The sequence below is a fragment of the Comamonas sp. JUb58 genome (genome assembly GCF_004364775.1).
Classification (GTDB): domain Bacteria; phylum Pseudomonadota; class Gammaproteobacteria; order Burkholderiales; family Burkholderiaceae_C; genus Comamonas.
Window position 1 is genome coordinate 323,805 of the sequence record NZ_SOAL01000001.1, and the last position, 21,419, is coordinate 345,223.

The 21,419-nt window shown below is 64.1% G+C and carries 21 protein-coding genes; 10 read left to right on the top strand and 11 right to left on the bottom strand.

The window, feature by feature from the left end:
- Nucleotides 1-63 precede the first annotated feature (63 nt).
- A complete protein-coding gene (locus EDF71_RS01470; RefSeq protein WP_133854851.1) occupies nt 64-1,791 on the top strand; it encodes a FecR domain-containing protein in 1,728 nt (575 codons plus the stop codon).
- A 60-nt stretch (nt 1,792-1,851) separates the two neighbouring features.
- Entirely contained in the window at nt 1,852-4,203 is a 2,352-nt protein-coding gene (locus EDF71_RS01475; RefSeq protein WP_133854852.1) for a CHASE2 domain-containing protein, read from the top strand.
- Between the two features lie 13 nt (nt 4,204-4,216).
- Here EDF71_RS01475 and EDF71_RS01480 read toward each other — a convergent pair whose 3' ends face one another.
- The 5 genes from EDF71_RS01480 to EDF71_RS01500 all read right to left on the bottom strand — a co-directional run bounded on the left by EDF71_RS01480 (nt 4,217) and on the right by EDF71_RS01500 (nt 9,503).
- Nucleotides 4,217-5,470, bottom strand: coding sequence for an MFS transporter (locus EDF71_RS01480; protein WP_133854853.1), 1,254 nt, complete (start codon nt 5,468-5,470; stop codon nt 4,217-4,219).
- 176 nt (nt 5,471-5,646) lie between these two features.
- Nucleotides 5,647-6,888 carry a radical SAM family heme chaperone HemW gene (gene hemW / locus EDF71_RS01485; RefSeq protein ID WP_133854854.1) on the bottom strand — a complete coding sequence of 414 codons (1,242 nt, stop codon included), beginning with the start codon at nt 6,886-6,888 and terminating at the stop codon, nt 5,647-5,649.
- Between the two features lies 1 nt (nt 6,889).
- On the bottom strand, nt 6,890-7,525 hold the full coding sequence (locus EDF71_RS01490) for a non-canonical purine NTP pyrophosphatase (RefSeq protein WP_133854855.1): 636 nt from the start codon (nt 7,523-7,525) through the stop codon (nt 6,890-6,892).
- Nucleotides 7,526-7,671: 146 nt separating this feature from the next.
- Nucleotides 7,672-8,514, bottom strand: coding sequence for a PP2C family serine/threonine-protein phosphatase (locus EDF71_RS01495; RefSeq protein ID WP_133854856.1), 843 nt, complete (start codon nt 8,512-8,514; stop codon nt 7,672-7,674).
- Nucleotides 8,511-9,503, bottom strand: coding sequence for a serine/threonine-protein kinase (locus EDF71_RS01500; RefSeq protein WP_133854857.1), 993 nt, complete (start codon nt 9,501-9,503; stop codon nt 8,511-8,513). The genes EDF71_RS01495 and EDF71_RS01500 overlap by 4 nt, the downstream gene beginning before the upstream one ends.
- Nucleotides 9,504-9,575: 72 nt before the next feature.
- On the opposite strand from EDF71_RS01500, the gene EDF71_RS01505 reads away from it, so the two are divergent.
- The 4 genes from EDF71_RS01505 to EDF71_RS01520 all read left to right on the top strand — a co-directional run bounded on the left by EDF71_RS01505 (nt 9,576) and on the right by EDF71_RS01520 (nt 13,687).
- Nucleotides 9,576-10,487 (top strand): YicC/YloC family endoribonuclease, encoded by a 912-nt coding sequence (locus EDF71_RS01505; RefSeq protein WP_133854858.1) that lies wholly within the window; start codon nt 9,576-9,578, stop codon nt 10,485-10,487.
- A gap of 14 nt (nt 10,488-10,501) precedes the next feature.
- The gene (gene gmk / locus EDF71_RS01510) at nt 10,502-11,140 is read left to right on the top strand and encodes a guanylate kinase (RefSeq protein ID WP_133854859.1); all 639 of its coding nucleotides are present in this window, start codon (nt 10,502-10,504) and stop codon (nt 11,138-11,140) included.
- A complete protein-coding gene (rpoZ, locus tag EDF71_RS01515) occupies nt 11,140-11,343 on the top strand; it encodes a DNA-directed RNA polymerase subunit omega (protein ID WP_133854860.1) in 204 nt (67 codons plus the stop codon). Before gmk ends, rpoZ begins: the two co-directional genes overlap by 1 nt.
- A gap of 166 nt (nt 11,344-11,509) precedes the next feature.
- On the top strand, nt 11,510-13,687 hold the full coding sequence (locus EDF71_RS01520; RefSeq protein ID WP_133855012.1) for a bifunctional (p)ppGpp synthetase/guanosine-3',5'-bis(diphosphate) 3'-pyrophosphohydrolase: 2,178 nt from the start codon (nt 11,510-11,512) through the stop codon (nt 13,685-13,687).
- Between the two features lie 80 nt (nt 13,688-13,767).
- Here the strand turns inward: EDF71_RS01520 and greB are convergent, their stop codons facing one another.
- From greB to EDF71_RS01545, 5 genes are all read right to left on the bottom strand, one after another.
- Nucleotides 13,768-14,328 (bottom strand): transcription elongation factor GreB, encoded by a 561-nt coding sequence (gene greB, locus EDF71_RS01525; protein WP_133854861.1) that lies wholly within the window; start codon nt 14,326-14,328, stop codon nt 13,768-13,770.
- Nucleotides 14,329-14,426: 98 nt separating this feature from the next.
- Nucleotides 14,427-15,938 (bottom strand): amidase, encoded by a 1,512-nt coding sequence (locus tag EDF71_RS01530; RefSeq protein WP_133854862.1) that lies wholly within the window; start codon nt 15,936-15,938, stop codon nt 14,427-14,429.
- A complete protein-coding gene (locus EDF71_RS01535) occupies nt 15,935-16,888 on the bottom strand; it encodes a tripartite tricarboxylate transporter substrate binding protein (RefSeq protein ID WP_243854117.1) in 954 nt (317 codons plus the stop codon). Before EDF71_RS01535 ends, EDF71_RS01530 begins: the two co-directional genes overlap by 4 nt.
- Nucleotides 16,885-17,484: a TetR/AcrR family transcriptional regulator gene (locus EDF71_RS01540; protein ID WP_166656423.1), complete on the bottom strand. Its 600-nt coding sequence runs from the start codon at nt 17,482-17,484 to the stop codon at nt 16,885-16,887. The genes EDF71_RS01535 and EDF71_RS01540 overlap by 4 nt, the downstream gene beginning before the upstream one ends.
- Before the next feature lie 131 nt (nt 17,485-17,615).
- The gene (locus EDF71_RS01545) at nt 17,616-17,813 is read right to left on the bottom strand and encodes a hypothetical protein (RefSeq protein ID WP_133854864.1); all 198 of its coding nucleotides are present in this window, start codon (nt 17,811-17,813) and stop codon (nt 17,616-17,618) included.
- A gap of 257 nt (nt 17,814-18,070) precedes the next feature.
- On the opposite strand from EDF71_RS01545, the gene EDF71_RS01550 reads away from it, so the two are divergent.
- Genes EDF71_RS01550 through EDF71_RS01565 form a run of 4 tightly spaced genes read left to right on the top strand, consistent with a single transcriptional unit; the run spans nt 18,071 to nt 20,770 of the window.
- Nucleotides 18,071-18,445: a hypothetical protein gene (locus tag EDF71_RS01550; RefSeq protein ID WP_133854865.1), complete on the top strand. Its 375-nt coding sequence runs from the start codon at nt 18,071-18,073 to the stop codon at nt 18,443-18,445.
- Nucleotides 18,446-18,500: 55 nt separating this feature from the next.
- Entirely contained in the window at nt 18,501-19,043 is a 543-nt protein-coding gene (locus EDF71_RS01555) for an RNA polymerase sigma factor (protein WP_133854866.1), read from the top strand.
- Nucleotides 19,044-19,045: 2 nt separating this feature from the next.
- Nucleotides 19,046-19,915 carry an anti-sigma factor gene (locus EDF71_RS01560; protein WP_133854867.1) on the top strand — a complete coding sequence of 290 codons (870 nt, stop codon included), beginning with the start codon at nt 19,046-19,048 and terminating at the stop codon, nt 19,913-19,915.
- 54 nt (nt 19,916-19,969) lie between these two features.
- Nucleotides 19,970-20,770, top strand: coding sequence for a substrate-binding domain-containing protein (locus tag EDF71_RS01565; RefSeq protein ID WP_133854868.1), 801 nt, complete (start codon nt 19,970-19,972; stop codon nt 20,768-20,770).
- 176 nt (nt 20,771-20,946) lie between these two features.
- On the opposite strand, the gene EDF71_RS24895 is transcribed toward EDF71_RS01565, so the two are convergent.
- The gene (locus EDF71_RS24895) at nt 20,947-21,120 is read right to left on the bottom strand and encodes a hypothetical protein (RefSeq protein ID WP_166656424.1); all 174 of its coding nucleotides are present in this window, start codon (nt 21,118-21,120) and stop codon (nt 20,947-20,949) included.
- Nucleotides 21,121-21,419: the final 299 nt, after the last annotated feature.

Below are 21,419 nucleotides of genomic sequence, written 5' to 3' on the forward strand. Positions count from 1 at the left end.
ATTTACTCTGCGGCACGCAACGGCTCTGCCAGGCCTTGAAGTCTGGTTGCAAGGAGAGCCATTTTGATTCTTTCTCGTCTGCCGTTTTCTGCTGCCGTTTTGCTGGCCTTTGGCGTGGCCGCCCCTGGTCTTGCGCTGGCGGCATCGGCAGACCAGTTGCCCGATATCCGCCACACCGTGCAAAGCGGGGACACGCTGGAGGCCGTGGCCAAGCGCTACCTGAAGGACCCGCAGCAGTGGCGCGCCGTGGGCACGCTCAATGGCGTCAAGGATCCGCTGCGCCTGCCCATTGGCTCGGTCATCGTCATCCCTGCCAACATGGTGGGGTACCAGGAGGTGACCATCAGCCACATCAAGGGCGTGGCGCGCGTGCGCTCGCCGCTGGCCGGTGGCGACTGGGAAAGTGCCGCATCGGGTACAACCCTGACCGAAGGTGATGAGCTGCAGGTACCCGCCGGCAGCTTTGTGACCTTGCGCTTTGCCGATGGCAGCTCGGTGCGCATCAATGAGAACTCCGAGCTCAAGCTCAGCGAGCTGCGCAAAAACAGCCGCACCGAGGAGCAGCAATCGGTGCTGGACCTGAGCCGTGGCGGGCTGGAATCCCACGTCACACCGGTGATGGACCAGCGCCGCAAGCGCAAGTTCGAGATCAAGACCCCGATGGCCACCACCAGCGTGCGCGGCACCGTGTTCTCGGTCAGCGTGACGGATTCGGGCAAAGCCATCACCGCGGTCGACCAGGGCGTCGTGCAGGTGCAGGGCCACCCGGCCCAGCCAACGGCGCGGCAGGCGGCACAGCAGGCGCTGGTGCATGCCGGTTCGGGCGTGGCCGTACAGGCCAGCGGCCAGGTCGGCGCCACCGTGGCGCTGCTGGAGGCCCCGAGCCTGCAAGGCAATCCTGCCGTGTTTGAGGACGCGAATTTCCTGACCCTGCAGGTCGGCGAAGTGCCGCGCGCCCAGCAATACGGCGTGCTGCTGGCACTCGATCCGGAGCTGTCGCGCGTGATCCTGCGCCAAAACCATGCCAGCCCGACCTTCAAGTTCGAGGCTGTACCCGATGGCACCTACTACATGAGCGCACGCGCCATTGACGACCAGGACATTCCGGGCAAACCCGCGACGCAGACCATCAAGGTCAAGGCCACCCCGATTCCGCCGCTCTATTCCAGCCCCGCACCAGAAGGCCTGATCGGCCTGTCCGATGGCGAGCTGCTCTGCACCGAAGGCGGCTCGGGCATTGCCGGCTACCGCATCCAGGTGTCGGCCAGCCGGGACTTCTCCACGCCTTTGCAAGACAGCGGCGTGGTCGGCAACTGCCAGGCCACCGTCGCCAGCCTGGGCGTGGGCAGCTATTTCTGGCGTGCGGCCAGCGTGCGCAAGCTGGCCGATGGCAGCCTGGACCAGGGCCCGTTTGCGAAGCCCCAGGCCTTCAAGACCGGCAGCAACCCCAGCACCCTGGGTGCCGATGCACTGAGCGCCGGCGAGGCCAGCGCGCCCAATCTGCTGCAACTGTCCTGGCCGGCAGAGGCGGGCCAGCGCTTCAACCTGCAGCTGGCAACGGATGAGTCTTTTGCAGCCCCGCTGGCTACCGCCCAGCTGGACCAGCCACAGTGGACATCGGATGCGCTGGGTGCGGGCGACTACTACGTGCGCATCCAGGTGCTGGACCCGTCTGGTTTGAAGAGCCGCTATTCCGATCCGCGCAAGCTGACGGTGGAGCCCTCGATCATCACCGGCTCAGGCGGTGTGCTCAAGACCGGTGAAGGCAAGGCCGTCCTCAGCCCGCGCTAAGGGCATGGCGACCCGGGCAGAGCGCCTGCTGCGGCTCTGCCCCGCCCACTGAAACCGCCCATGGCCGCCCGTTCCTTCTCCCTCAGCCGCACCCAACTGCGTTGGTTGGAGTGGCTGCTGCTGTCCGCGCTGCTGCTGGGCGCCGTGGGCTGGGCCAGCCTGCGCGAGCAGCCCCGCATCATCAACACCTTTGTGCAGGACATCACCGGCTGGCTCAGCGCGCCTGCCCCCCGGGATGACATCGTCATCGTCGCCATCGACGATGCCAGCCTACAAAGCGTGGGGCGCTGGCCCTGGCGCCGCTCCGTGCATGCGCAGCTGATTGATCGCATTGCTGCCCAGCAGCCCAAGGCCGTAGGCGTGGACGTGCTGTTCAGCGAACCCGACCGCCAAAACCCCGATGACGATGCCCAGCTTGCCCAGGCCATTGCCCGCGCTGGCAATGTGGTGCTGCCGGTGGACTGGCGCATGGCCAATGTGGACATTGGTGCCGAGCTGCCGCTGGCCAGCCTGCGTATGGCGGCACGCCAGCTGGGCCATGTGAATGTGACCGTCGACGATGACGGCGTGATCCGCCGCTATTTTGGCGCCCAGGGTGAGAACACCGGGCCCTGGCCGCACTTCAGCATTGCCATGCTCTGCGCCAGCGGCCAGAGCCACCCGCTGTGCCAGGGCACGCGCCCGCCCGAGCCCGGCGAGCAGTGGGAGCAGCGCTCGCCCGAAATCTTCAACTTTGCCCGGGGCGACCGGCCCTACACCATGTACTCGGCCGAGGACGTGCTGACCGGGCGCATCCCCGCAGACAGCTTTCGCGGCAAGCATGTGCTGCTGGGTGCCACCGCCTCCGGCCTGGGCGACTACTTTGCCAGCCCGGCCCGGCCGGCATCCCGCCATATCGCTGGGGTGGAGCTGATTGCCCATGCGCTGGATTCGCAGCTGTCGGGCCAGCATGTGCATGCCGCATCGCTGCCGGGCAATATGGCAGTCAACCTGGCCGCCATTGTGCTGGCCTTGATGGCCATTGCGCTGCTCGGACCCATGGCCGGCCTGCTGGCCCAGGGGCTGGTCGCCGCCGGCCTGCTGGCGCTGTGCCTGGCGCTGCGCAGCTTTGCCGGCCTGCAGCTGGCGCCGGGCGCGGCGCTGGTGGGCCTCTTGGTCATCTACCCGATCTGGAGCTGGCGGCGCCTGAGTGCAGCGGCCCAGTTTCTGCAGCAGGAGATGCACAACCTGCGCGCCGCGCTGGACACCACCAGCGCCCCGCAACGCAACGGCATGCTGATGGACGATTTTCTGGAGCGGCGCATCAAGGCCGTGGAAACCGCCACCGACACCTTGCGCCAGATGCACGGCTTCGTGCGCGATACCCTGCGCCAGATCCCCTCGCCCACCTTTGTGGTCGATCCGCTGGGCATGGTCAGCCTGCACAATGCCGCAGCCGTCAGCTACTTGCAAAACCTGGGCATGCCCAGCCAGGGCCTGATCGCCATCCAGTCAGCGCTGAACGGCATGCGCATCAAGGATTCGGGCCAGGTGCTGTCCTTTGCCAATGCCGAGCAGCTGCGTGCACTGCCAGCTGAGTGCGAGGTGCTGGACCGCGAGGACCATGCCTGGCTGCTGCTGGCCGAGGCCTTTCGCGCGCCGGCACCCGCCGGTTGGCTGCTGATGCTGGTGGATTTGACCGAGCTGCACAAGGCCCAGCAGCAGCGCGACCAGGCGCTGCGCTTTATCTCGCATGATTTCCGCTCGCCCCAGTCCTCCATCATCACCTTGCTGGAGATGTACAAGGAATTCCCCGGCCAGATGAGCGAGGCCGAGCTGCACCAGAAGATCAACCGCCTGGCCCACCAGTCGCTGGAGATGGCCGAGAGCTTTGTGCAGCTGGCCTCTGCGCAGTCGCAGGCCATGCAGCCCCAGTTGCTGAGCCTGGATGTGCTGCTGCAAGAGGCGGTGGACGACTGCTGGGCCAAGGCCTCGGAGAAAAAGATCCAGGTGCGCTACCTGCCCGGGGCGCTGGAGGCGGCCGAGACCGACATTGCCTGTTTTGGCGACCGCTCCCTGCTGCAGCGCTGCTTTGTCAATCTGCTGAGCAATGCCATCAAGTACAGCCCCAGCGGCACGGTGGTGGAGGCCAGCATTGCCGACGATGGGGCGTATTGGTTGGTGGAGGTGCGCGACCAGGGCTTTGGCATGACACAGGAGCAGCTGGACAAGCTCTTCCAGCCTTTCCACCGCTTTCACCAGAACAGCCAGCCACAGGTGGCCGGCATTGGCCTGGGCCTGAGCTTTGTGCAAACCGTGGTGCTGCGCCACCAGGGCTTTGTCAATGTGAGCAGCGGGGTGAACGAGGGCTCCTGCTTCGGTCTGCACCTGCCCAAGGCGCCGGGCATGCCGCAGGAGCTGCCCGCCGCTTGAGGCGCTGCACTGTTCAGTGCAGCTCTTTGCCTTTGAGTTCAGGAATCAGCCACACCGTGGCCAGCGCATCCAGCACATAGATGGCGGCCAAGAGGCCAATCGCCATCTGGAACGAGTACTGCGCGGCAATCGCACCGATCACCACCGGGCCGGCGCCGCCCACGGCACGGCCGATGTTGAACAGCACGTTTTGCGCCGTGGCGCGCGCCTCGGTCGGGTAGGCCTCGCTCATCAGCGCGCCAAAGCCGCCCATCATGCCGTTGACGAACATGCCCATCACCGCACCGGCCCAGAGCATGGTGATCGGGTCGTTGAGCTGCGAGTAGAACAGCACCATCAGCGCCGCACCGGCCTGGAACAGCAGAAAACTGGGCTTGCGGCCGATGCGGTCGGCCAGCTGGCCAAAGATCCAGATGCCGGCCATCATGCCCAGGATGGTGACGGCGGTCCACAGCGCAGATTTGGTCAGGTTGAAGCCCATCTTATTGGCCAGAAAGGCGGGCATCCAGATCATGATGCCGTAGTAGCCAAAGTTCTGCACCGAGGTGAGCACCGCAATGCCAACGCTGATGCGGGTGGTGGCGCGGTCCTTGACCAGCAGCTTGAAGCACTGCAGCACCGACTGCTTTTTCTCCTGGCTGCGCACAAACACCTCGGGCTCATGCAGGCGGTTGCGGATGACCCAGGCCACGATGGCGGGGATCACACCGACCAGGAACATGCCGCGCCAGCCGATATGGGGCAGCAGCAGAGGCGTCAGCAAGGCCGCGCCCAGCACGCCCACCTGCCAGCCCAGCGCCACATAGGACGAGACACGGGCCCGGTAGCGCGCAGGCCACGCCTCGGCCGCCAGCGCCATACCAATGCCGAACTCGCCGCCCAGGCCGATGCCGGCAATGGTGCGGTAGATCAGCAGGTCCCAGTAGCCCCGCGCAAAGGCGCACAGCCCGGTGAACACCGCAAACAGCACGATGGTCCAGGTCAGCACGCGGATGCGGCCATAGCGGTCGCTGAGCATGCCGAACACAATGCCGCCGAAGACGGCGCCGATCAAGGTCCAGGTGACCAGGGAGCCGGCCTGGGCCGTGGTCAGCCCCAGGTCCTCGCGGATGGCGCTGAGCATGAAGCCCAGGATCAGCAGGTCAAAGCCGTCCATGGCGTAGCCGACGGCCGAGCCGGCCAAGGCCTTCCAGCCATAGCGGTTGACGGTATCGGATGGTGGGGAGGCAGTGCCTGAAACGGCAGACCCGGCAGCGGAAGAAGACATGAAATGCGCTTTGTAGTAGGTTTTATGACCGCTGCGCCCACAAAAATGCCGCACAGACGGCGGCATGTTTGCTCAGCAGCGGGCGCTATTGTGCGCGATATCTATACGCTCTGCGTAGGGCCTGCGCAGTCCACATATTGACTAGTCGGTAAAAAATGGGGGCTACCCCCCCAGATTCAGGCCAGGAACAGCTCCTGCAGGTCGCTCAGAAAGTCAAATCCACGCTCTGTGGGGGTGACTTTCTGGAAATCCAGCTTGATCAGGCCCTTGGCCTCGGCCTCGTGCAGGGCCTTGGCGATGGAGCTGAGCGGCAGGCCGGTGCGGTCCAGGTAGTCCTGCAGCGCAAAGCCCTCGCGCAGGCGCAGCGCATTGAGCATGAACTCAAACGGCAGATCGGCGCGCTTGACCTCGTCGTCCTGCGCCAGCGCATTGCCCTGCAGCGCCTGGGCCATGTAGCGGGCGGGGTCACGCAGCCGCACCTGGCGCACCACGCGGTGGGCAAAGCTCAGCTTGCTGTGGGCGCCCGCCCCAATGCCCAGGTAATCGCCAAACAGCCAGTAGTTGCTGTTGTGCACGCAGGCGTGGCCGGGTTTGGCATAGGCCGAGACCTCGTAGCGCTGCATGCCGGCCTGCGTGGTGCGCGCGGTGATCTGGTCGAGCATGGCATAGGCCACATCGTCCTCGGGCACGGCCGGCGGGTACTTGGCAAAAAAGGTGTTGGGCTCGATGGTCAGGTGGTAGATCGAGATATGCGGCGGCGCAAAGCTCAGTGCCTTGTCCAGGTCCCGCTCCAGATCCTGGGCGGTCTGGCCCGGCAGCGCATACATGATGTCGAGGTTGAAGGTCTCGAAGCTGCTGGCCGCCTCTTCGACCGCAGCCATCGCCTGCGCGCCGTTGTGCACGCGGCCAATGGCTTCCAGAAAGCGGTCGTCAAAGCTCTGCACGCCAATCGACAGACGGGTGATGCCGGCGCCGCGAAAGGCCCGAAAGCGGTCCTTCTCGAAGGTGCCGGGGTTGGCCTCCATCGTGATCTCGCAACCGGCTTCCACACGCAGACGCGCACGGATGGCCGAGATCAGCCGGTCAATCGACTCCGGCGAGAACAGGCTGGGGGTGCCACCACCGAGAAAAATGCTGTGGATGCTGCGCCCCCAGATGAGCGGCAAGGCCTGCTCCAGGTCGGCGATCAGCGCATCGATGTAGCGCTCTTCGGGCACCGCATGGCGACCGTCGCGCGCCTCGTGCGAATTGAAATCGCAGTAGGGGCATTTCTTGATGCACCAGGGCAGGTGCACATAGAGCGACAGCGGCGGCAGGCTGGGGAGCTGCAAGGTGCCCGGCCGCATGTAGTGCTGGATATCGCGCTGCACCACCTGCTCGGTGGGCTGCGCCGATTGCAGCGGAATATGCACGGCCATCTCAGTCCTTGGGGGCTGCTGCCACCATGGGCGTGCCGGCCAGCCAGCTGTCGCGCAGCAGCGCCATCATCAGGCGCGAGGAGCGACCCCGATGGCTGTGCGCATGCTTGACCTCGGTGGCCATCTGCCCAAAGGTCATGCCCAGCTCGGGGATCAGCAGTACCGGGTCAAAGCCAAAGCCGCCCTCGCCCAGCGGCTCGGTCGTGATCTCGGCGGCCACGCGGCCGACGGCCACCAGCGGCTCCGGGTCCTTGGGGTGGCGCACCGCCACCAGGGTGCTGACCATGGCGGCACGGCGATCGGTCAAGCCCTGCATCTGCTCCAGCAGTGCGCGCACATTGTTGGCATCGCTTTTCTCGTAGCCGAACTGGGTGCAGTAGTAGGCGGTATCCACCCCCGGCAGGCCACCAAAGGCCGCCACGCAGAGGCCGGCATCGTCGGCAATGGCGGGCAGGCCGGTACGCTCGGCGGCAAAACGGGCCTTGGTCAAGGCGTTTTCCAGAAAGGTGCCATAGGGCTCGGGCGCCTCGCCCTCCATCAACTCGCCTTGAGGCACCAGGGTGACGCCCAGCGGCTCGAACATGGCCTGCAGCTCGGCAAGTTTGCCCTGGTTGTTGGAAGCAAGAACGATTTTCATGGGTCAGCACCAGCCGCTGCGCCGGTATCACCTGCGCAGCCAGCTGCTTTTTTGAGAACGGTAAAAACAGGCATGGCGGCCTTGCGCCGCCATGCCAGGACAGGCTGAATTATCGGACCAGCGACAAAACGCAGTGCGTGCCGGGCTTATGCAGCCGGCGCATCGGGCTTGGGTGCGGCCTTGTCGCCCGCCTCGGGCTCGGGCGGCGGTGGCGGCAAGGTGTCGCTCACCGGGTCTTCCGATTCAAAGCGCTCGGCACCGGGCATCTCCCACTCCATCGCCACGGCGGTGACGTTGTCGCTGGTGGCGCCCGCCTTGCGCAGGGCCGCGTCGATCAGGTCGGGGATGGCACGCGATACCGACTTGTTGGCCAGCTCGCGGGCAATCACGGTCTCGGAGACGCTGCTCCAGAGGCCGTCAGAGCAGAGCATGATGCGGTCACTGCGGTGCATCTCGGTGGGCCCGGCCACATCGAAGAACGGACGCGAGGGGCTGCCCAGGCAGGTGAACAGCACATTGCGGTTGAAGCGCTCCGGGTTGATGCTGGTCACGCCGGAGCCACGCAGCTCCATATAGGAGTGGTCGCGCGTGCGCGCCAGCACCTTGCCGCTGCGCACCAGGTAGAGGCGCGAGTCGCCGCAGTGCACCCACCAGATATTGCCATCCTGCACCACCGAGGCCACCAGGGTGGTGCGCGGCGGGTCATCCATGTTGTTGGCAATCGCGTACTTGAGGATATTGTGGTGCGCCGACAGCAGCGCGTTTTCCAGAAACTCGGCCGGGTCCTCCAGCTTGGGGCGGGCCAGGCGCTGAAAATCCAGCGACACGGTCTGCAAGGCCAGCTGTGCGGCCACTTCCCCTTCCGGATGCCCTCCCATGCCATCGGCCACGACAAAGAGACAGGCTTCCTTGGTATAGCTATACCCCATCCTGTCTTCGTTTTTTTCCCGCCCACCCTTGCGGCTGAGCTGGAAGACCGAGAACTTCATTTGGTTTGGCCTCCGCCCACGCGCTTTTTGGTATCGCTGACCAGCGAATCAATCGACATACGAACCTTCTCGGTGACGCTCAGTTTGGTATAGCGGCGCTCGTCTTCGCGCGCCAGCTCTTTTTGTAATAGGAACACCGATTGGGGCCGGGCCTGCGGATCGAGCGCCATGCACCATTCCACCAGCTCGATCAGATTGTCCGAGTAAACGCCGCGCACCTTGGACATAGCGAGGCTCAGGCGGTCTTTTTCCTGGCGCTTGGGCGCATCGTTGGGCGGAATGCCCTGCATGCAGGCATAAATGCAGGCGCCAATCGCGTAGATGTCCGTCCAGGGGCCCAGCGACATGTCGCGGCGGTACATCTCGGGCGCGGCAAAACCAGGGGTGTACATGGGGCGGACAAAGTTGCCCTCCTTGCTCAGCACCTCGCGGGCGGCGCCAAAGTCGATCATCACCGCCTTGTTGTCGTCGGTGATGAAGATGTTGGCCGGCTTGATATCGAGGTGCAGCATCTTGTGCTGGTGCACGATGCGCAGACCGCGCAGCACCTCGTCGAACAGCGAGCGGATGGTGGACTCGCGGAAGACCTTGGCTTCCTTCAGATCGCGGGCGGTAACGACGAAATCCTGCAAGGTGGCGCCTTGCAGGTAGTTCATCACCATGTAGACGGTGTCGTTTTCGCGGAAGAAGTTGTAGACGCTGACGACCGAGGAGTGCGAGATCTGGGCGAGCGCGCGGCCCTCTTCAAAGAAACTCTTGAGGCCCAGGCGGTACAGCGACAGCTTGTCGGGCTCGATGCTGGGCGACAGCGAACCGGGCGCACGCGTGGCCAGGCTCGATGGCAAATACTCCTTGATGGCGACCTGCTGGCCATCGGGCGCCAACGCCAGATAGACCACCCCGAACCCCCCCGCCGATATGCGCCGCACGATCCGGTAGCCACCGATGACGGTATTGGCTGGTAGCGGCGCTGGCTTTACTTTTGACATAGTTTGATGAACAACGCAGGTATATGAGAAGCCTGATAATGAGCGCGATTGCAAGCAACCTCATACAGTCCTATGCCAGTTTACAGCATGACAGGCTATGCCTCTGTCCAGCAAAGCATCCCACCTGACGGTGACAACAATGCTCCCTCCCTCTGGCGCGTCGGACTGGAAATTCGCTCGGTTAACAGCCGATTTCTCGATTTATCTTTCAAGCTTCCGGAAGACCTCAGAAGCTGCGAACCACAGTTACGCTCTCTGGTAGATAATAGTCTGAAGCGTGGCAAGGTGGAAGTACGTGTACTGATCAACAGTGAACAAGCCTCCAGCGTGCCGGTCGCATCGCCCCGCCTGCTGCAGCAGCTGGGCAGCTTCCAGGACACCGTCAAGGCCTGGATGCCCACGGCCCAGCCCTTCACTGTGGCAGAAGTACTACGCCTGAGCGGCAGCGGCAGCATCGAGCTGCCCGAGAACTGGGCCGAGAACGTCGCCGCGCTGTGCCAGCAAGCCCTCAAGACCCTGCTCGACGCCCGCCAACGCGAAGGCAAGCGCCTGGCCGACATGCTGCAAGACCGCATCAAGCAGCTGCGCCAACTGGCCGAGCAAGCCGAGCCCCTGATCCCCGAGCTGGTCAAACAACAAAAGCAACGCTTTCTGGAGCGCTGGCAAGAAGCGATGGCGCTGAGCGCCGGCAGCGTCTCGCCCGAAGCCGCTCAGGATCGGGCACTGACCGAAGCCACCGCCTTTGCGATCCGCATCGATGTGGCCGAAGAAGTGACCCGCCTGCGCTCGCACCTGGAAGAAATCAGCCGTCTGCTGACCAAGGGTGGTGATATCGGCAAGCGCCTGGACTTCCTGATCCAGGAACTGCACCGCGAGGCCAACACCCTGGGCTCCAAGTCCGCCGCACTGGATCTCACCCGCATCAGCGTGGACATGAAGGTCCTGATCGAACAGATGCGCGAGCAAGTGCAAAACATCGAATAAGAAGAAGCTACACCATGGAATACCCCGGAAACCTCTTTGTCGTCTCGGCGCCCAGCGGCGCGGGCAAGTCGTCCCTCGTCAAGGCCCTGCTGGAGCTCGACTCCCAGGTCTTTCGCTCCATCTCCCACACCACGCGCTCGCCGCGTGGCCAGGAAAAGCATGGCCGCGAGTACTACTTCGCCTCGCGCGATGACTTCGAGCGCATGATTGCCTCCAACGCCTTTGTCGAGTGGGCGAATGTGCATGGCAACCTGTACGGCACCTCGAAGAAGGCCATTGAAGAGCGCCTGGCCAAGGGCACAGACATCGTGCTGGAGATCGACTACCAGGGCGCCTTGCAGATCAAGCAAAGCTTCCCCCACGCCGTGCTGATCTTCATCCTGCCGCCCAGCTGGGAAGAGCTGCGCTCGCGCCTGGAAAACCGGGGTGAGGATGCCTCCGACGTGATCGAGAAGCGCCTGAAGAACGCCAAGGATGAGATGGCCCAGGTCCACAAATTCGACTTCGTTATAATTAACGAATTGTTCGAGCGCGCTTTGTTCGATCTGAAGGCCGTTGTACATTCACAACGCTTGCGCTATTCGGCCCAAAAGCGCGTTCGCAGCGAAATATTCTCGTCACTCGACATCCCTGTTACCCTGGAGAACTCCTGATGGCCCGCATCACCGTTGAAGACTGCCTCGACAAAATCCCTAACCGCTTCCAACTGGTTCTGGCCGCTACCTACCGCGCCCGTATGCTGAGCCAAGGCCACACCCCCAAAATCGAAAGCCGCAACAAGCCAGCCGTGACCGCGCTGCGCGAAATCGCTGCCGGCAAGGTGGGCGTGGAAATGCTGAAAAAAGTACCCGGCTGAGCCCCTGCTCATGCAACAAAATGGCACCGAATGGCGGTGCCATTTTTCTTGGTATTCACACAAATTTGTCATCGCACGCTACAGTTAAGGCGTGAAGTCCGTGTCCATCCCCTCCGCACCCGCCCAAGTCTCTGGCGTCATCGCTACCGCCGCAGCCAAGCCTGCCATGTCGTATCCGGTAGTGGTGAGTGCCTACGCCGAATTTCTGGAGAAGCTCGACTACCTCGGTGAAGCAGATCTGGCCCTGGTGGAAGAAGCTTTCGAGTTTGCCGCCACGGCTCATACCGGCCAGTTCCGCAGCAGTGGTGATCCCTACATCACCCACCCCATTGCGGTTGCCGAGATCTGCGCGAGCTGGAAGCTCGATGCCCAGGCGCTGATGGCCGCGCTGATGCACGATGCGATGGAAGACTGCGGCGTCACCCGCGATGACATAGCCCGCCAGTTTGGCGACACGGTGGCCGAGCTGGTCGATGGCCTCACCAAGCTGGACAAGCTCCAGTTCAACTCGCGCGAAGAGAACCAGGCAGAGTCCTTCCGCAAGATGCTGCTGGCCATGGCGCGCGATGTGCGCGTGATCCTCGTCAAGCTGGCCGACCGCACCCACAACATGCGCACCATGTCCGACATGCCGCGCAGCAAATGGGGCCGCATCTCGACCGAGACCATGGAAATCCATGTGCCCATCGCCAACCGGCTGGGCATCAACCGGGTCTACCGCGAGCTGCAGGACCTGGCCTTCAAGCACCTCTATCCCTGGCGCCATGACACCCTGGTCAAGGCACTGGGCCGCTCGCGCAACCGCCGCAAGGATGTGGTCCAGAAGATCCATGCCGAGGTCGACTCGGCCTTTGCCAAATCCGGCATCAAGATCCGCCTCGGCAACCAGGAAAAAACGCTCTACGCCATCTACAAGAAGATGGATGGCAAGCGCCTGTCGTTTGCGCAGGTGACCGACTCCTACGCCGTGCGCGTCATCGTGCCCAACCTGATCGACTGCTACACCGCGCTGGGCGTGCTGCACCAGGTGTTCCGCCCGGTGCCTTCCAAATTCCGCGATTACATCGCCAATCCTAAGTCGAACGGCTACCAGTCGCTGCACACCACCTTGGTCGGCCCGTCGGGGGTGAGCATGGATTTCCAGATCCGCACCGAGGACATGAACCTGGTCGACGAGTACGGCGTGCTGACGCACTGGATGATCCAGGCGCGGGCCATGCCCAGTGGCGAGCAACTGGGCAACAAGTGGGTGCAGTCGCTGCTCGACATCCAGGACGAGACCCGCGACGCCCATGAGTTCTGGGACAACGTGCGCGTGGACCTGTTCCCCGACTCGGTCTATGTGTTCACGCCCAAGAACCAGATGCTCACCCTGCCCCGGGGCGCGACCGTGCTGGACTTTGCCTACGCCATCCACAGCAATGTGGGCGAGCGCACGCAAGGCGCCCGCATCAACAACGAGCAGGTGCCACTGAGCACGGTGCTCAAGAGCGGCGATGTGGTCGAGATCTCGACCTCGCCCGATGCCGCTCCGCATCCCTCCTGGCTCACGATTGTGCGCACGGGCCGGGCCAAGTCCAAGATCCGCTACTACCTCAAGACCCAGGGCCAGAACGAAACCGCTGCGCTGGGCGAGCGCCTGCTGCTGCAGGCGATGCGGGCCGAAGGCATCTCGCAGCTGCCCGAGGACAAGGCCGTCTGGGACAGCCTGCTGACCCGCCTGGAAGCGCGCAACAAGGTCGAGCTGTTCAACGACATCGGCCAGGGCAAGCGCATTGCCGTGTTTGCCGCCAAGCAGGTGGTTGACCTGCTGGCCGAGCAAGGCCAGCGCCCTGATGCCGTGCTGCTGAGTCAGGAACGCTTCAAGACCGGCGCCAGCAAAGCCACGACCGCCCTGGTGCTGGATGGCTCACCCAATGCTGCCGTCAAATACGCCAAATGCTGCCGGCCCGTACCTGGCGACCCGATTGCCGCCCACCTGGACCGCAATGCCGGCTTGGTGGTGCACAACGCCCAGTGCGCCGTCTGCAAGCGCCTGCTGGCCAAGGATGCCGAGCATTTTGTCGATGTGGAATGGGCTGATGAATTCGCCAGCGAGTTCGACACCGGCGTCGTGGTCACCATCAACAATGGCAAGGGCGTTCTCGGCAAGATTGCCGCCGAGATCGCCGCGATGGGCTCGGACATCACCCATATCACGATGGACGACGAAGTGGCCATGGACACGATGGCGCTGCGCTTTGTGCTCACCGTCAAGGACCGTGCACAGGTGGAGCTGCTGCTGCGCCAGCTGGTCAAGCTGCCCTATGTGATCCGTGCGCACCGGGTGCTGCCGGTCGCTTGATGCCCTTCCGATAAAGATCGGGCCCTCCCCAAACCACAGCGCGCCTCGAAGGCGCGCTTGTGCTTTGGGAGCGGGCCAGCTCAGGATGTCCCCGGCTCCGGGTACTGCACATCCAGCACCTCCAGCACCCGCACCCCGCCCGGCGTGGGCAGTTGCACCTCATCGCCAATGCGGGCCTTGAGCAGCGCGCGCGCAATCGGGGCCACCCAGCTGACCTGGCCCCGGCTGGCGTCGGCCTCGTCAATGCCCATGATGGTGATGCGCTCCTCGCTGCCATGCTGGTCGCAGTACAGCACCGTTGCCCCAAAGTAGACCTGGTCGCTGCCATGGTGCACCCCCGGGTCCACCACCTCGGCCGCTTCCATGCGCTTGGTCAGAAAGCGGATGCGCCGGTCAATCTCGCGCAGGCGCTTCTTGCCATACAGGTAGTCTCCGTTTTCCGAGCGGTCGCCATTGCTGGCGGCCCAGTGCACCACCTCCACCACCTTGGGCCGCTCGTCGTCGATCAGCTGCAGCAGCTCCTGCTCCAACGCGCGGTAGCCCCCAGGCGTGATGTAGTTCTTGCCGCCGGCAATCTTGGGCAGTTGCGGCAGGTCGTCATCGTCGTCGTTGTCCGTCTCTTTGGTAAAGGCCTTGTTCATTCCGCTATTTAAACAAAGATTGAGGTGGCACCCCGCCAGAAAGAAAAAAGCCTGCCACCGCCATGGCAGACTTGCCTTCAGCGGGAAGACCGAGGGGATTACACCGCCTGGCCCACGCTGGCCTGCGCGGCGCCACCGATCTCAGGCGGGTGGGTGACGATGCTGCGCAGTTCGGGCCGGGGCTGGGCCAGCGCTGCCAGGTCGGGCCGGGGGCGGGCAAAGTCGCTGTTGTGCAGGCCCAGCTTTTCGACCGCCGCCGCCATCGCCAGCAGGCGGCCATCCTGGTGCAGTGGGCCAATCATCTGCAGGCCAAAAGGCATGCCTGCCTCATCACGGCCGCAGGGCAGCGACAGCGCGGGGTTGGTCGCCAGGGTCACCACATAGGTCAGGCTCAGCCATTCGTAGTAGTTGCGCTGGGTCTTGCCATCCACCTCTTGGGCATAGAGCTGCGTCCAGGGGAAGGGCGACAGCGGGGTCACTGGTGCCAGCACCAGGTCGTATTGCTCAAACGTGCGCTGGAACATGCGCTGGATGCGGGTCTGCGCCAGATGCGCCCAGGCCCGGTCGCCCAGGCTGATGCTGGCCGCCATCTCCACATTGGCCAGCACATTGGGGCCTAGCGTTTCGGGGGCCGTGCGGTAGATATCGGCAAAGGCCGCCACAAAGCTCTCAGCGCGGATGATGTCAAAGCAGCGGTGCGCTTCTTCCAGGTTCCAGGGCAAGGCGTCCATGCAGGCCACCTCACCGGCCAAGGCCTGCACCCGCTGGCGAAAGGCACGGCGCACGATCGGGTCGACCGCACAGGTGCCAAAGTCCTCGGTGTAGGCCACGCGCAGGCCGCGCAGGTCCATCTCCGGCACGGGCCAGACGGGGGCGTGGCTCACGCCCATGCTCAACGGGTCCATCGGGTGCGGGCCCATGCTGGCCTGCATCATCAGCGCGGTATCGGCCACATCCCGGCCCATGGGGCCCAGCACCGAGATGGCGGACCAGCCCAGCGGCCGGTCGTCATTGGCAATCAAGCCGGGCGATGGGCGCAGGCCCACCACGCCGCACAGCGCCGCCGGAATGCGCAGCGAGCCGCCGGTGTCCGAACCGGTGCAAAGCGGAAACATATCCGTCGCCAACGCCGCCGCCGAGCCACCCGAGGAGCCGCCGGCATTCAGATCCGGGTTGAAGGGGTTGCCGGTGGCGCCCCAGACCGGGTTGCGGCTGTTGGCACCGGCGCCCATGTCAGGCGTATTGGTCTTGGCCGTGACGATCGCGCCCTGGCCGCGCAGCCGGGCCACAAAGGAATTGTCCTTGACGGGCACATGGCCGCGCAGCCGCACATTGCCGCTGGTGGTCAGCAGACCTTCGGTGGCCTGCAAATCCTTCACGCCCAAGGGCAGGCCATGGAGCAGCGGCAGCTGGCTGCGCCGCCCCACCTGCGCCTCTGCCAACTGGGCAGCGCTGCGGGCGCGCTCAAAATCGGTGGCGCAGAGCGCATTCACCGCCGGGTTGATGGCCTGCATGCGGGCAATGCAATCATCCAGCAGTTCAACCGGCGAGATCTGCCGGCTCTGGATCAGGCTGCGCAGCTCGACTGCGCTGTGTTCTACCAAACTCATTGCGTGGCCAATCCCAGTTTGTCGATCAAAGGCTTCCAGACGGCGATGTCGCGCTCGGCAAAGCCCAGCACATCGGCAGGCTGGCTGCGCATCAGGGTCACGCCCATCTTGTCCATGCTGTTGGCATAGACCGGGTCGCTGTAGCACTGGTTGGTGGCATCGTTCAAGGCCTTGATCACCTCAGGCGGCGTGCCCTTCTTGGCCACCACCGCAATCCAGGAAGGCCGCGCCAGCACCGCCGGCCCACCGGCCTCGGCAATGGTTGGCACATCGGGCAGCACCGGCGAGCGCTGGCCAGCAAAAATCGCCAGCGGCACCAGCTTGCCCGCCTTCACCTGGGGCGCGGCCGTGTTCAGCACCAGGGTCATCGCCTGGATCTGCTGGCCCATCAGGGCCGTCAGGCCCGCGCTCTCGCCGACAAAGGGCACATGGGTGGCGGGCCAGTGCATGGCATCGGTCAGCGCCGTGGTCAGCAAATGCGCGGGGCTGCCCTTGCCAGGCGAGCCAAAGTTCAGCCCGCCAGCCTGGGACTTGGCAACCTTCTCCAGATCGGCGAGCTTGGTCACGCCCGCACCCGCCGGCACCACCAGCACCAGCGGGGACGAGCCAATCATTGCGACACCGGCAAAGTCCTTCAGCGGGTCATAGGGCATCTGCAGGTGCACATAGGGCGTGATCGTCATCTGCGACATGCCGATCGTCATCGCAAACGAGCCATCGGCCGGCTGGCCCTTGAGGTAGTTGATGGCCAGGATGCCATTGGCACCGGGCTTGTTCTGCACCACCACCGGGCGCCCCATCAGCCGCCCGGTGCATTCGCCCCAGGCGCGCGTCATGGCGTCCGAGCCGCTGCCTGGCGGCTGCTGCGCGATCACTTGCAAGGGGTTCTGGGCGGCGGCGCCGAGTGCCCAGGCCGTCAGGCCGCAGGCAAGAAGGGATGCTCTGATCAAGGGGTCACCTCGCTGGAAAAAGATTGAAGAAGCAGGGACAGCTGCTGCAGTTGCTGGTCAATCGCAGCCGGGCTGGAGAACGGAGCGACCACGCCCAGGCCGCGCAGGCAGGACAGTACCAGCTGGCAGCGCGCGGCCACATCGGGGGCAGATGCCCATTCGGGGAAGCTGCCGCACATGCGCTGCTGCAGCTTGGTGTTGATGAGTTCGCGCTCGGCGCGGATATGGGCGACGATGCCCTCGTCGGCACGTACGGCCAGATAGGCCTCCCAGGCCACCGCAAAGCGCGGCTGGCCATAGAGCCGGTGCCAGGCCTCGTGCACAAAATGGTCGGCCCGCCGCCGCATGGACCAGCGCGGCGATGGCCAGAAGCTGTCGTCGGTATCGATCTTCTGCACCAGCCGCTGGATGATCTGCAGCATCAGCTCAGCCTTGGAAGAGAAATGGTGCTGCACCGCCCCGGTCGTCATTCCCGCGATACGGGCCACCTCGTGCATGGACAGGCTGGCGATGCCCTTGGTTTGCATCACCTCGAGCGCAGCATCCATCAGGCGCTCACGCGTCTGTTCGCTTTTTATTTGGTGCAGGTTGGGCACAACGGGTCTCCTGAAATACATTATGCGTGTAATGTAATTTGGGAGAAATCCGGGTTTGGCCTAGGGCGGCACTGCCCGCGTGCGCAGGCCGGTAAAGGCAGGGAAAGCAGGCCGCGCGCGGCCTATGGGCATCAAAAAAGCGCCGTCAGCAGCGCCAGCTCGGCCAGAAACGCCTGCATCTGCGGGCTGGCCTCTTCGCCCGGCGCCAGCAAGCCATGCTTGTGCGCCAGCTGCCGAAACACCGATGCCGCCGCCAGCTGCGGCAGCGCGGTAGCACCCTCTCCCCCTTCCCCGACATCGCTCAGGTTGTCATGGGCCACTTCAATCATGCGAACTCCTCTCTTCTTGTGGGCAGCCAAGGCATCCGGCCTGGGCGGCCGCCAGCTTGGATTCTTGTAACTGTATAAATATACAGTATTTGAGAATGTGTGCTGTCGGAAATTCGCATCGATGGAACGACCACTGGTACATGGATGAGGCGCTGCGCCACTGCAAGTCGCAACAATTTTCAAAGGTCTTGGAATAATCCCGGCATGCCATCCGTCTACAGAGGTGTTCTTCCACCCAACCTTGAAAGATGTACGCCATGAAAACCCCTTACGCATCCCTGGTCGCTCTGTCTTTGGCTGCCCTGCTGGCCCCGTTGGCCCAGGCCGAGCCGGTGGCCAAGATGGCCAATGGCATGCTGGTCAACGCCAGCGGCATGACCCTCTACACCTTTGACAAGGATGTGGCCGGCAGCAACAAGAGCATGTGCAACGGCCCTTGCATCGCGCTGTGGCCTGCAGTGTCTGCAGCGGCCGATGCCAAGCCTGAAGGCGACTACAGCATCATCACCCGCGACGACGGCAGCAAGCAGTGGGCCTACAAGGGCAAGCCGCTCTATACCTATACTGCGGACAAGAAGGCCGGCGACGCCACGGGCGACAACTTCAAGGACGTCTGGCACGTCGTCAAGTAAGCGCCGGCTCCTGCTGATTCCCCTCCTCACCCCCTGACCCGAACTGCAGCCCCTTATGCGAGCACAGGACGAAGCGGAGATTGTGGCCTGCATCCCCAGCCTGCGGCGCTATGCGCGCGGGCTGGTCTCGGACCCGGACCGGGCCGATGACCTGGTGCAGGACACCCTGGAGCGCGCCTGGTCGCGCTTTTCCATGTGGCAAAAGCGCAATGAGGTGCGCGCCTGGATGTTCGGCATCATGCACAACCATTTCATCGACCGCCTGCGCGCCCAGCGCAGCCGGCCCGAGGACAGCGCGGGCGACGACCTGCCCGAGCTGCCCCAGCGGGCCCAGCAGACCGATGCACTGGAAGTGCGTGACCTCGACCGCCTGCTGCAGCGCCTGCCGCCAGAGCAGCGCGAGGTGCTGCTGCTGGTCAGCGTCGAAGAGCTGAGCTACCAGGAAGTGGCGCAGATCACCGGCGTGCCGCTGGGCACCGTGATGTCGCGGCTCTCGCGGGCACGCGCCCGGCTGCGCGACGAGATGGCCAGCCAGGGCCAGAGCAAGGAGCAGGACAAAGTCAGCCATGCAGCGCAAAGAATCCAACGGGTGAAGTGACCATGGACAAGCCCCCCCTCAAAGCCCTGGACGCCAGTCCCATGCCCCCGGTGACCGAAGCCGATCTGCATGCCTATGTGGACCGGCAATTGCCCAGCGCACGCCACCTCCAGGTCGAGCAGTACCTGCACGAGCACCCGGAAGAAAGCGCCCGTGTGCAGGATTGGCAGCAGCAGAATGCGCGGCTGCGCGACATGCTGTCCCCGGTGATGGACGAACCGCTGCCGATGGGCCTGCCGCTGCGCCCCACGCAGAGCAGCCTGCCCTGGCGCAGCCTGGCCGCCGGCTTGCTGGTGGCGGTCATCAGCGCGGGTGCCGCCTGGTCGATCCGTGGCGCGGTCGATGCCAAGGCCATCCAGCTCGCGATGGCGGGCCAGCCCGCAGCCAACACCCACCTATCCGCCCAGCCGCAACTGCTGCCCGCCAATGGCACAGCCCTGAGCGGCTTTGCCCAGCGCGCGGCGATTGCCCATGTGGTCTACAGCCCCGATGTGCGGCGCCCGGTGGAAATTGGCGCCGAGCAGGAGCAGGCGCTGGTCACCTGGCTGACCAAGCGCATGGGCACCAATGTGCGCCCGCCCCCGCTCAATGCCCTGGGCTACCGCCTGATTGGCGGCCGCCTGCTGCCCGGTGACAGCGGGCCGGTGGCGCAGTTCATGTACGAGACCGAAGCTGGTCTGCGCCTGACCCTGTATGTCACCCGCGAGGTGACTACCCAGAACGATGTGCAGTTCAAGTTCGGCCAGGACGGCCCTGTCAACGTCTTCTACTGGGTGGAAAACCACCTTGGTTATGCCATCTCGGCAGGGGCAGACCGTGCCGAGCTGATGCGCGTCTCGCAGGCCGTCTACCAGCACCTGCAGCAAGACTGAAGCTGCCGCGCCAGCGCGGCCCCTGCCTCATTACCCTTTGGAGCCAACCACACCATGCAAAAGATCCAGCGACTCCGTCTCCGCCTCGCCTCCCTGCTGACTGCCCTCTGCGTTACCGCGCTGGGCAGCGCCCATGCGGCCGATGCGATCAACGTCTACGGCCCGGGTGGGCCAGCCCCGGCCATGAAGGAAGCCGCCAAGACCTTTGGCGAGGCCCAGCATGTCACCGTCAACGTCACGGCCGGGCCCACCGGCCAGTGGGTGGACAAGGCCAAGGCCGACGCGCATGTGGTGTTCAGCGGCGCCGAAAACATGATGGGCGACTTTGCCAAGGCCATGCCTGGCGTCTTCGATCTGCAAAAGGCCGAGCCCATGTACCTGCGCCCCGTCGCCATCCTGGTGCGGCCGGGCAATCCCAAAAACATTCAAGGCTTTCGCGATGTCCTGGCGCCCGGCATCAAGGTGCTGGCAGTAGCAGGTGCGGGCCAGAATGGCCTGTGGGAAGACGTGGCTGGGCGCACCGGCGATATCCAGGTGCTGCGCGCCTTTCGCCGCAACCTCCTGCTGCCCGAAGCAGCCAACAGCGCAGAAGCGCGCCAACGCTGGATCTCGCAACCCGATATCGATGTCTGGCTGATCTGGAACATCTGGCAGGTCGCCAACCCCGATCTGGCGCAGCTGGTGGAGATGGATGAGCCCTACCGCATCTACCGCGACACCGGCATCGTGCTCACCCACCAGGGCGAGAAGAATGCCCAGGCCCAGGCCTTTGTGCAATACCTGCAGTCGCCCGCCGGCCAGGCCATTTTTGCCAAATGGGGCTGGCAGACACCGGCAGCAGGCGCCGCCAAATAAGTCTTCCAGCCGGGGCTTTTAGAGCCCCGTCCAACGCCTGGCTTGGTCACCAGCAGCACTGTCCGCTGGCGATCAAACCTAGGTGGTCAGCTGTAATAAAGCCGTTGCCCAAAGAGCTACGCATGCAATAGTCGTGGGACTGGGAGTGGAAGGCATGCGCACGGCATGAAACCGAATCAATCTCCCAGCGGCTTGGCGTGCTGCATCGCAGCCAGGCGGCGGTACTTCTCAAAAGTCTTGCTGATATCAGTGGAGACCGAAGGCACATAGCGCTTCGCTTTCTCACCGCGATGGGCCACCAAGGGACGCGTCGGCATGGTCAGCATCGGAAATGAGGGCTGGTTTTGCATACCCAACTCCTTTCACAAAAGACTTTTTAATCGATTCAGTCAATGAGTTAAGAATGTAAGCCTTGCTTGCGCAAAGTCAAGCCAGGGCCCTGGCTGGCGACCGTCATGGTTGTAATTAATTGCAAACTGAACAAAGCAAAGGCCATGTCGAGATAGCAAAGGCCTGCCCTCTGCAGACCGCCCCATGCCTCCGAAAAGCCAACAAATACAGGCTAAAACGCCCTAATTTGAACAGTGCCAAAAAGCATGCATGGCGCCTTGCTATGCAGGCCACAGCGACTTTTCCAGGAGGCTGATCT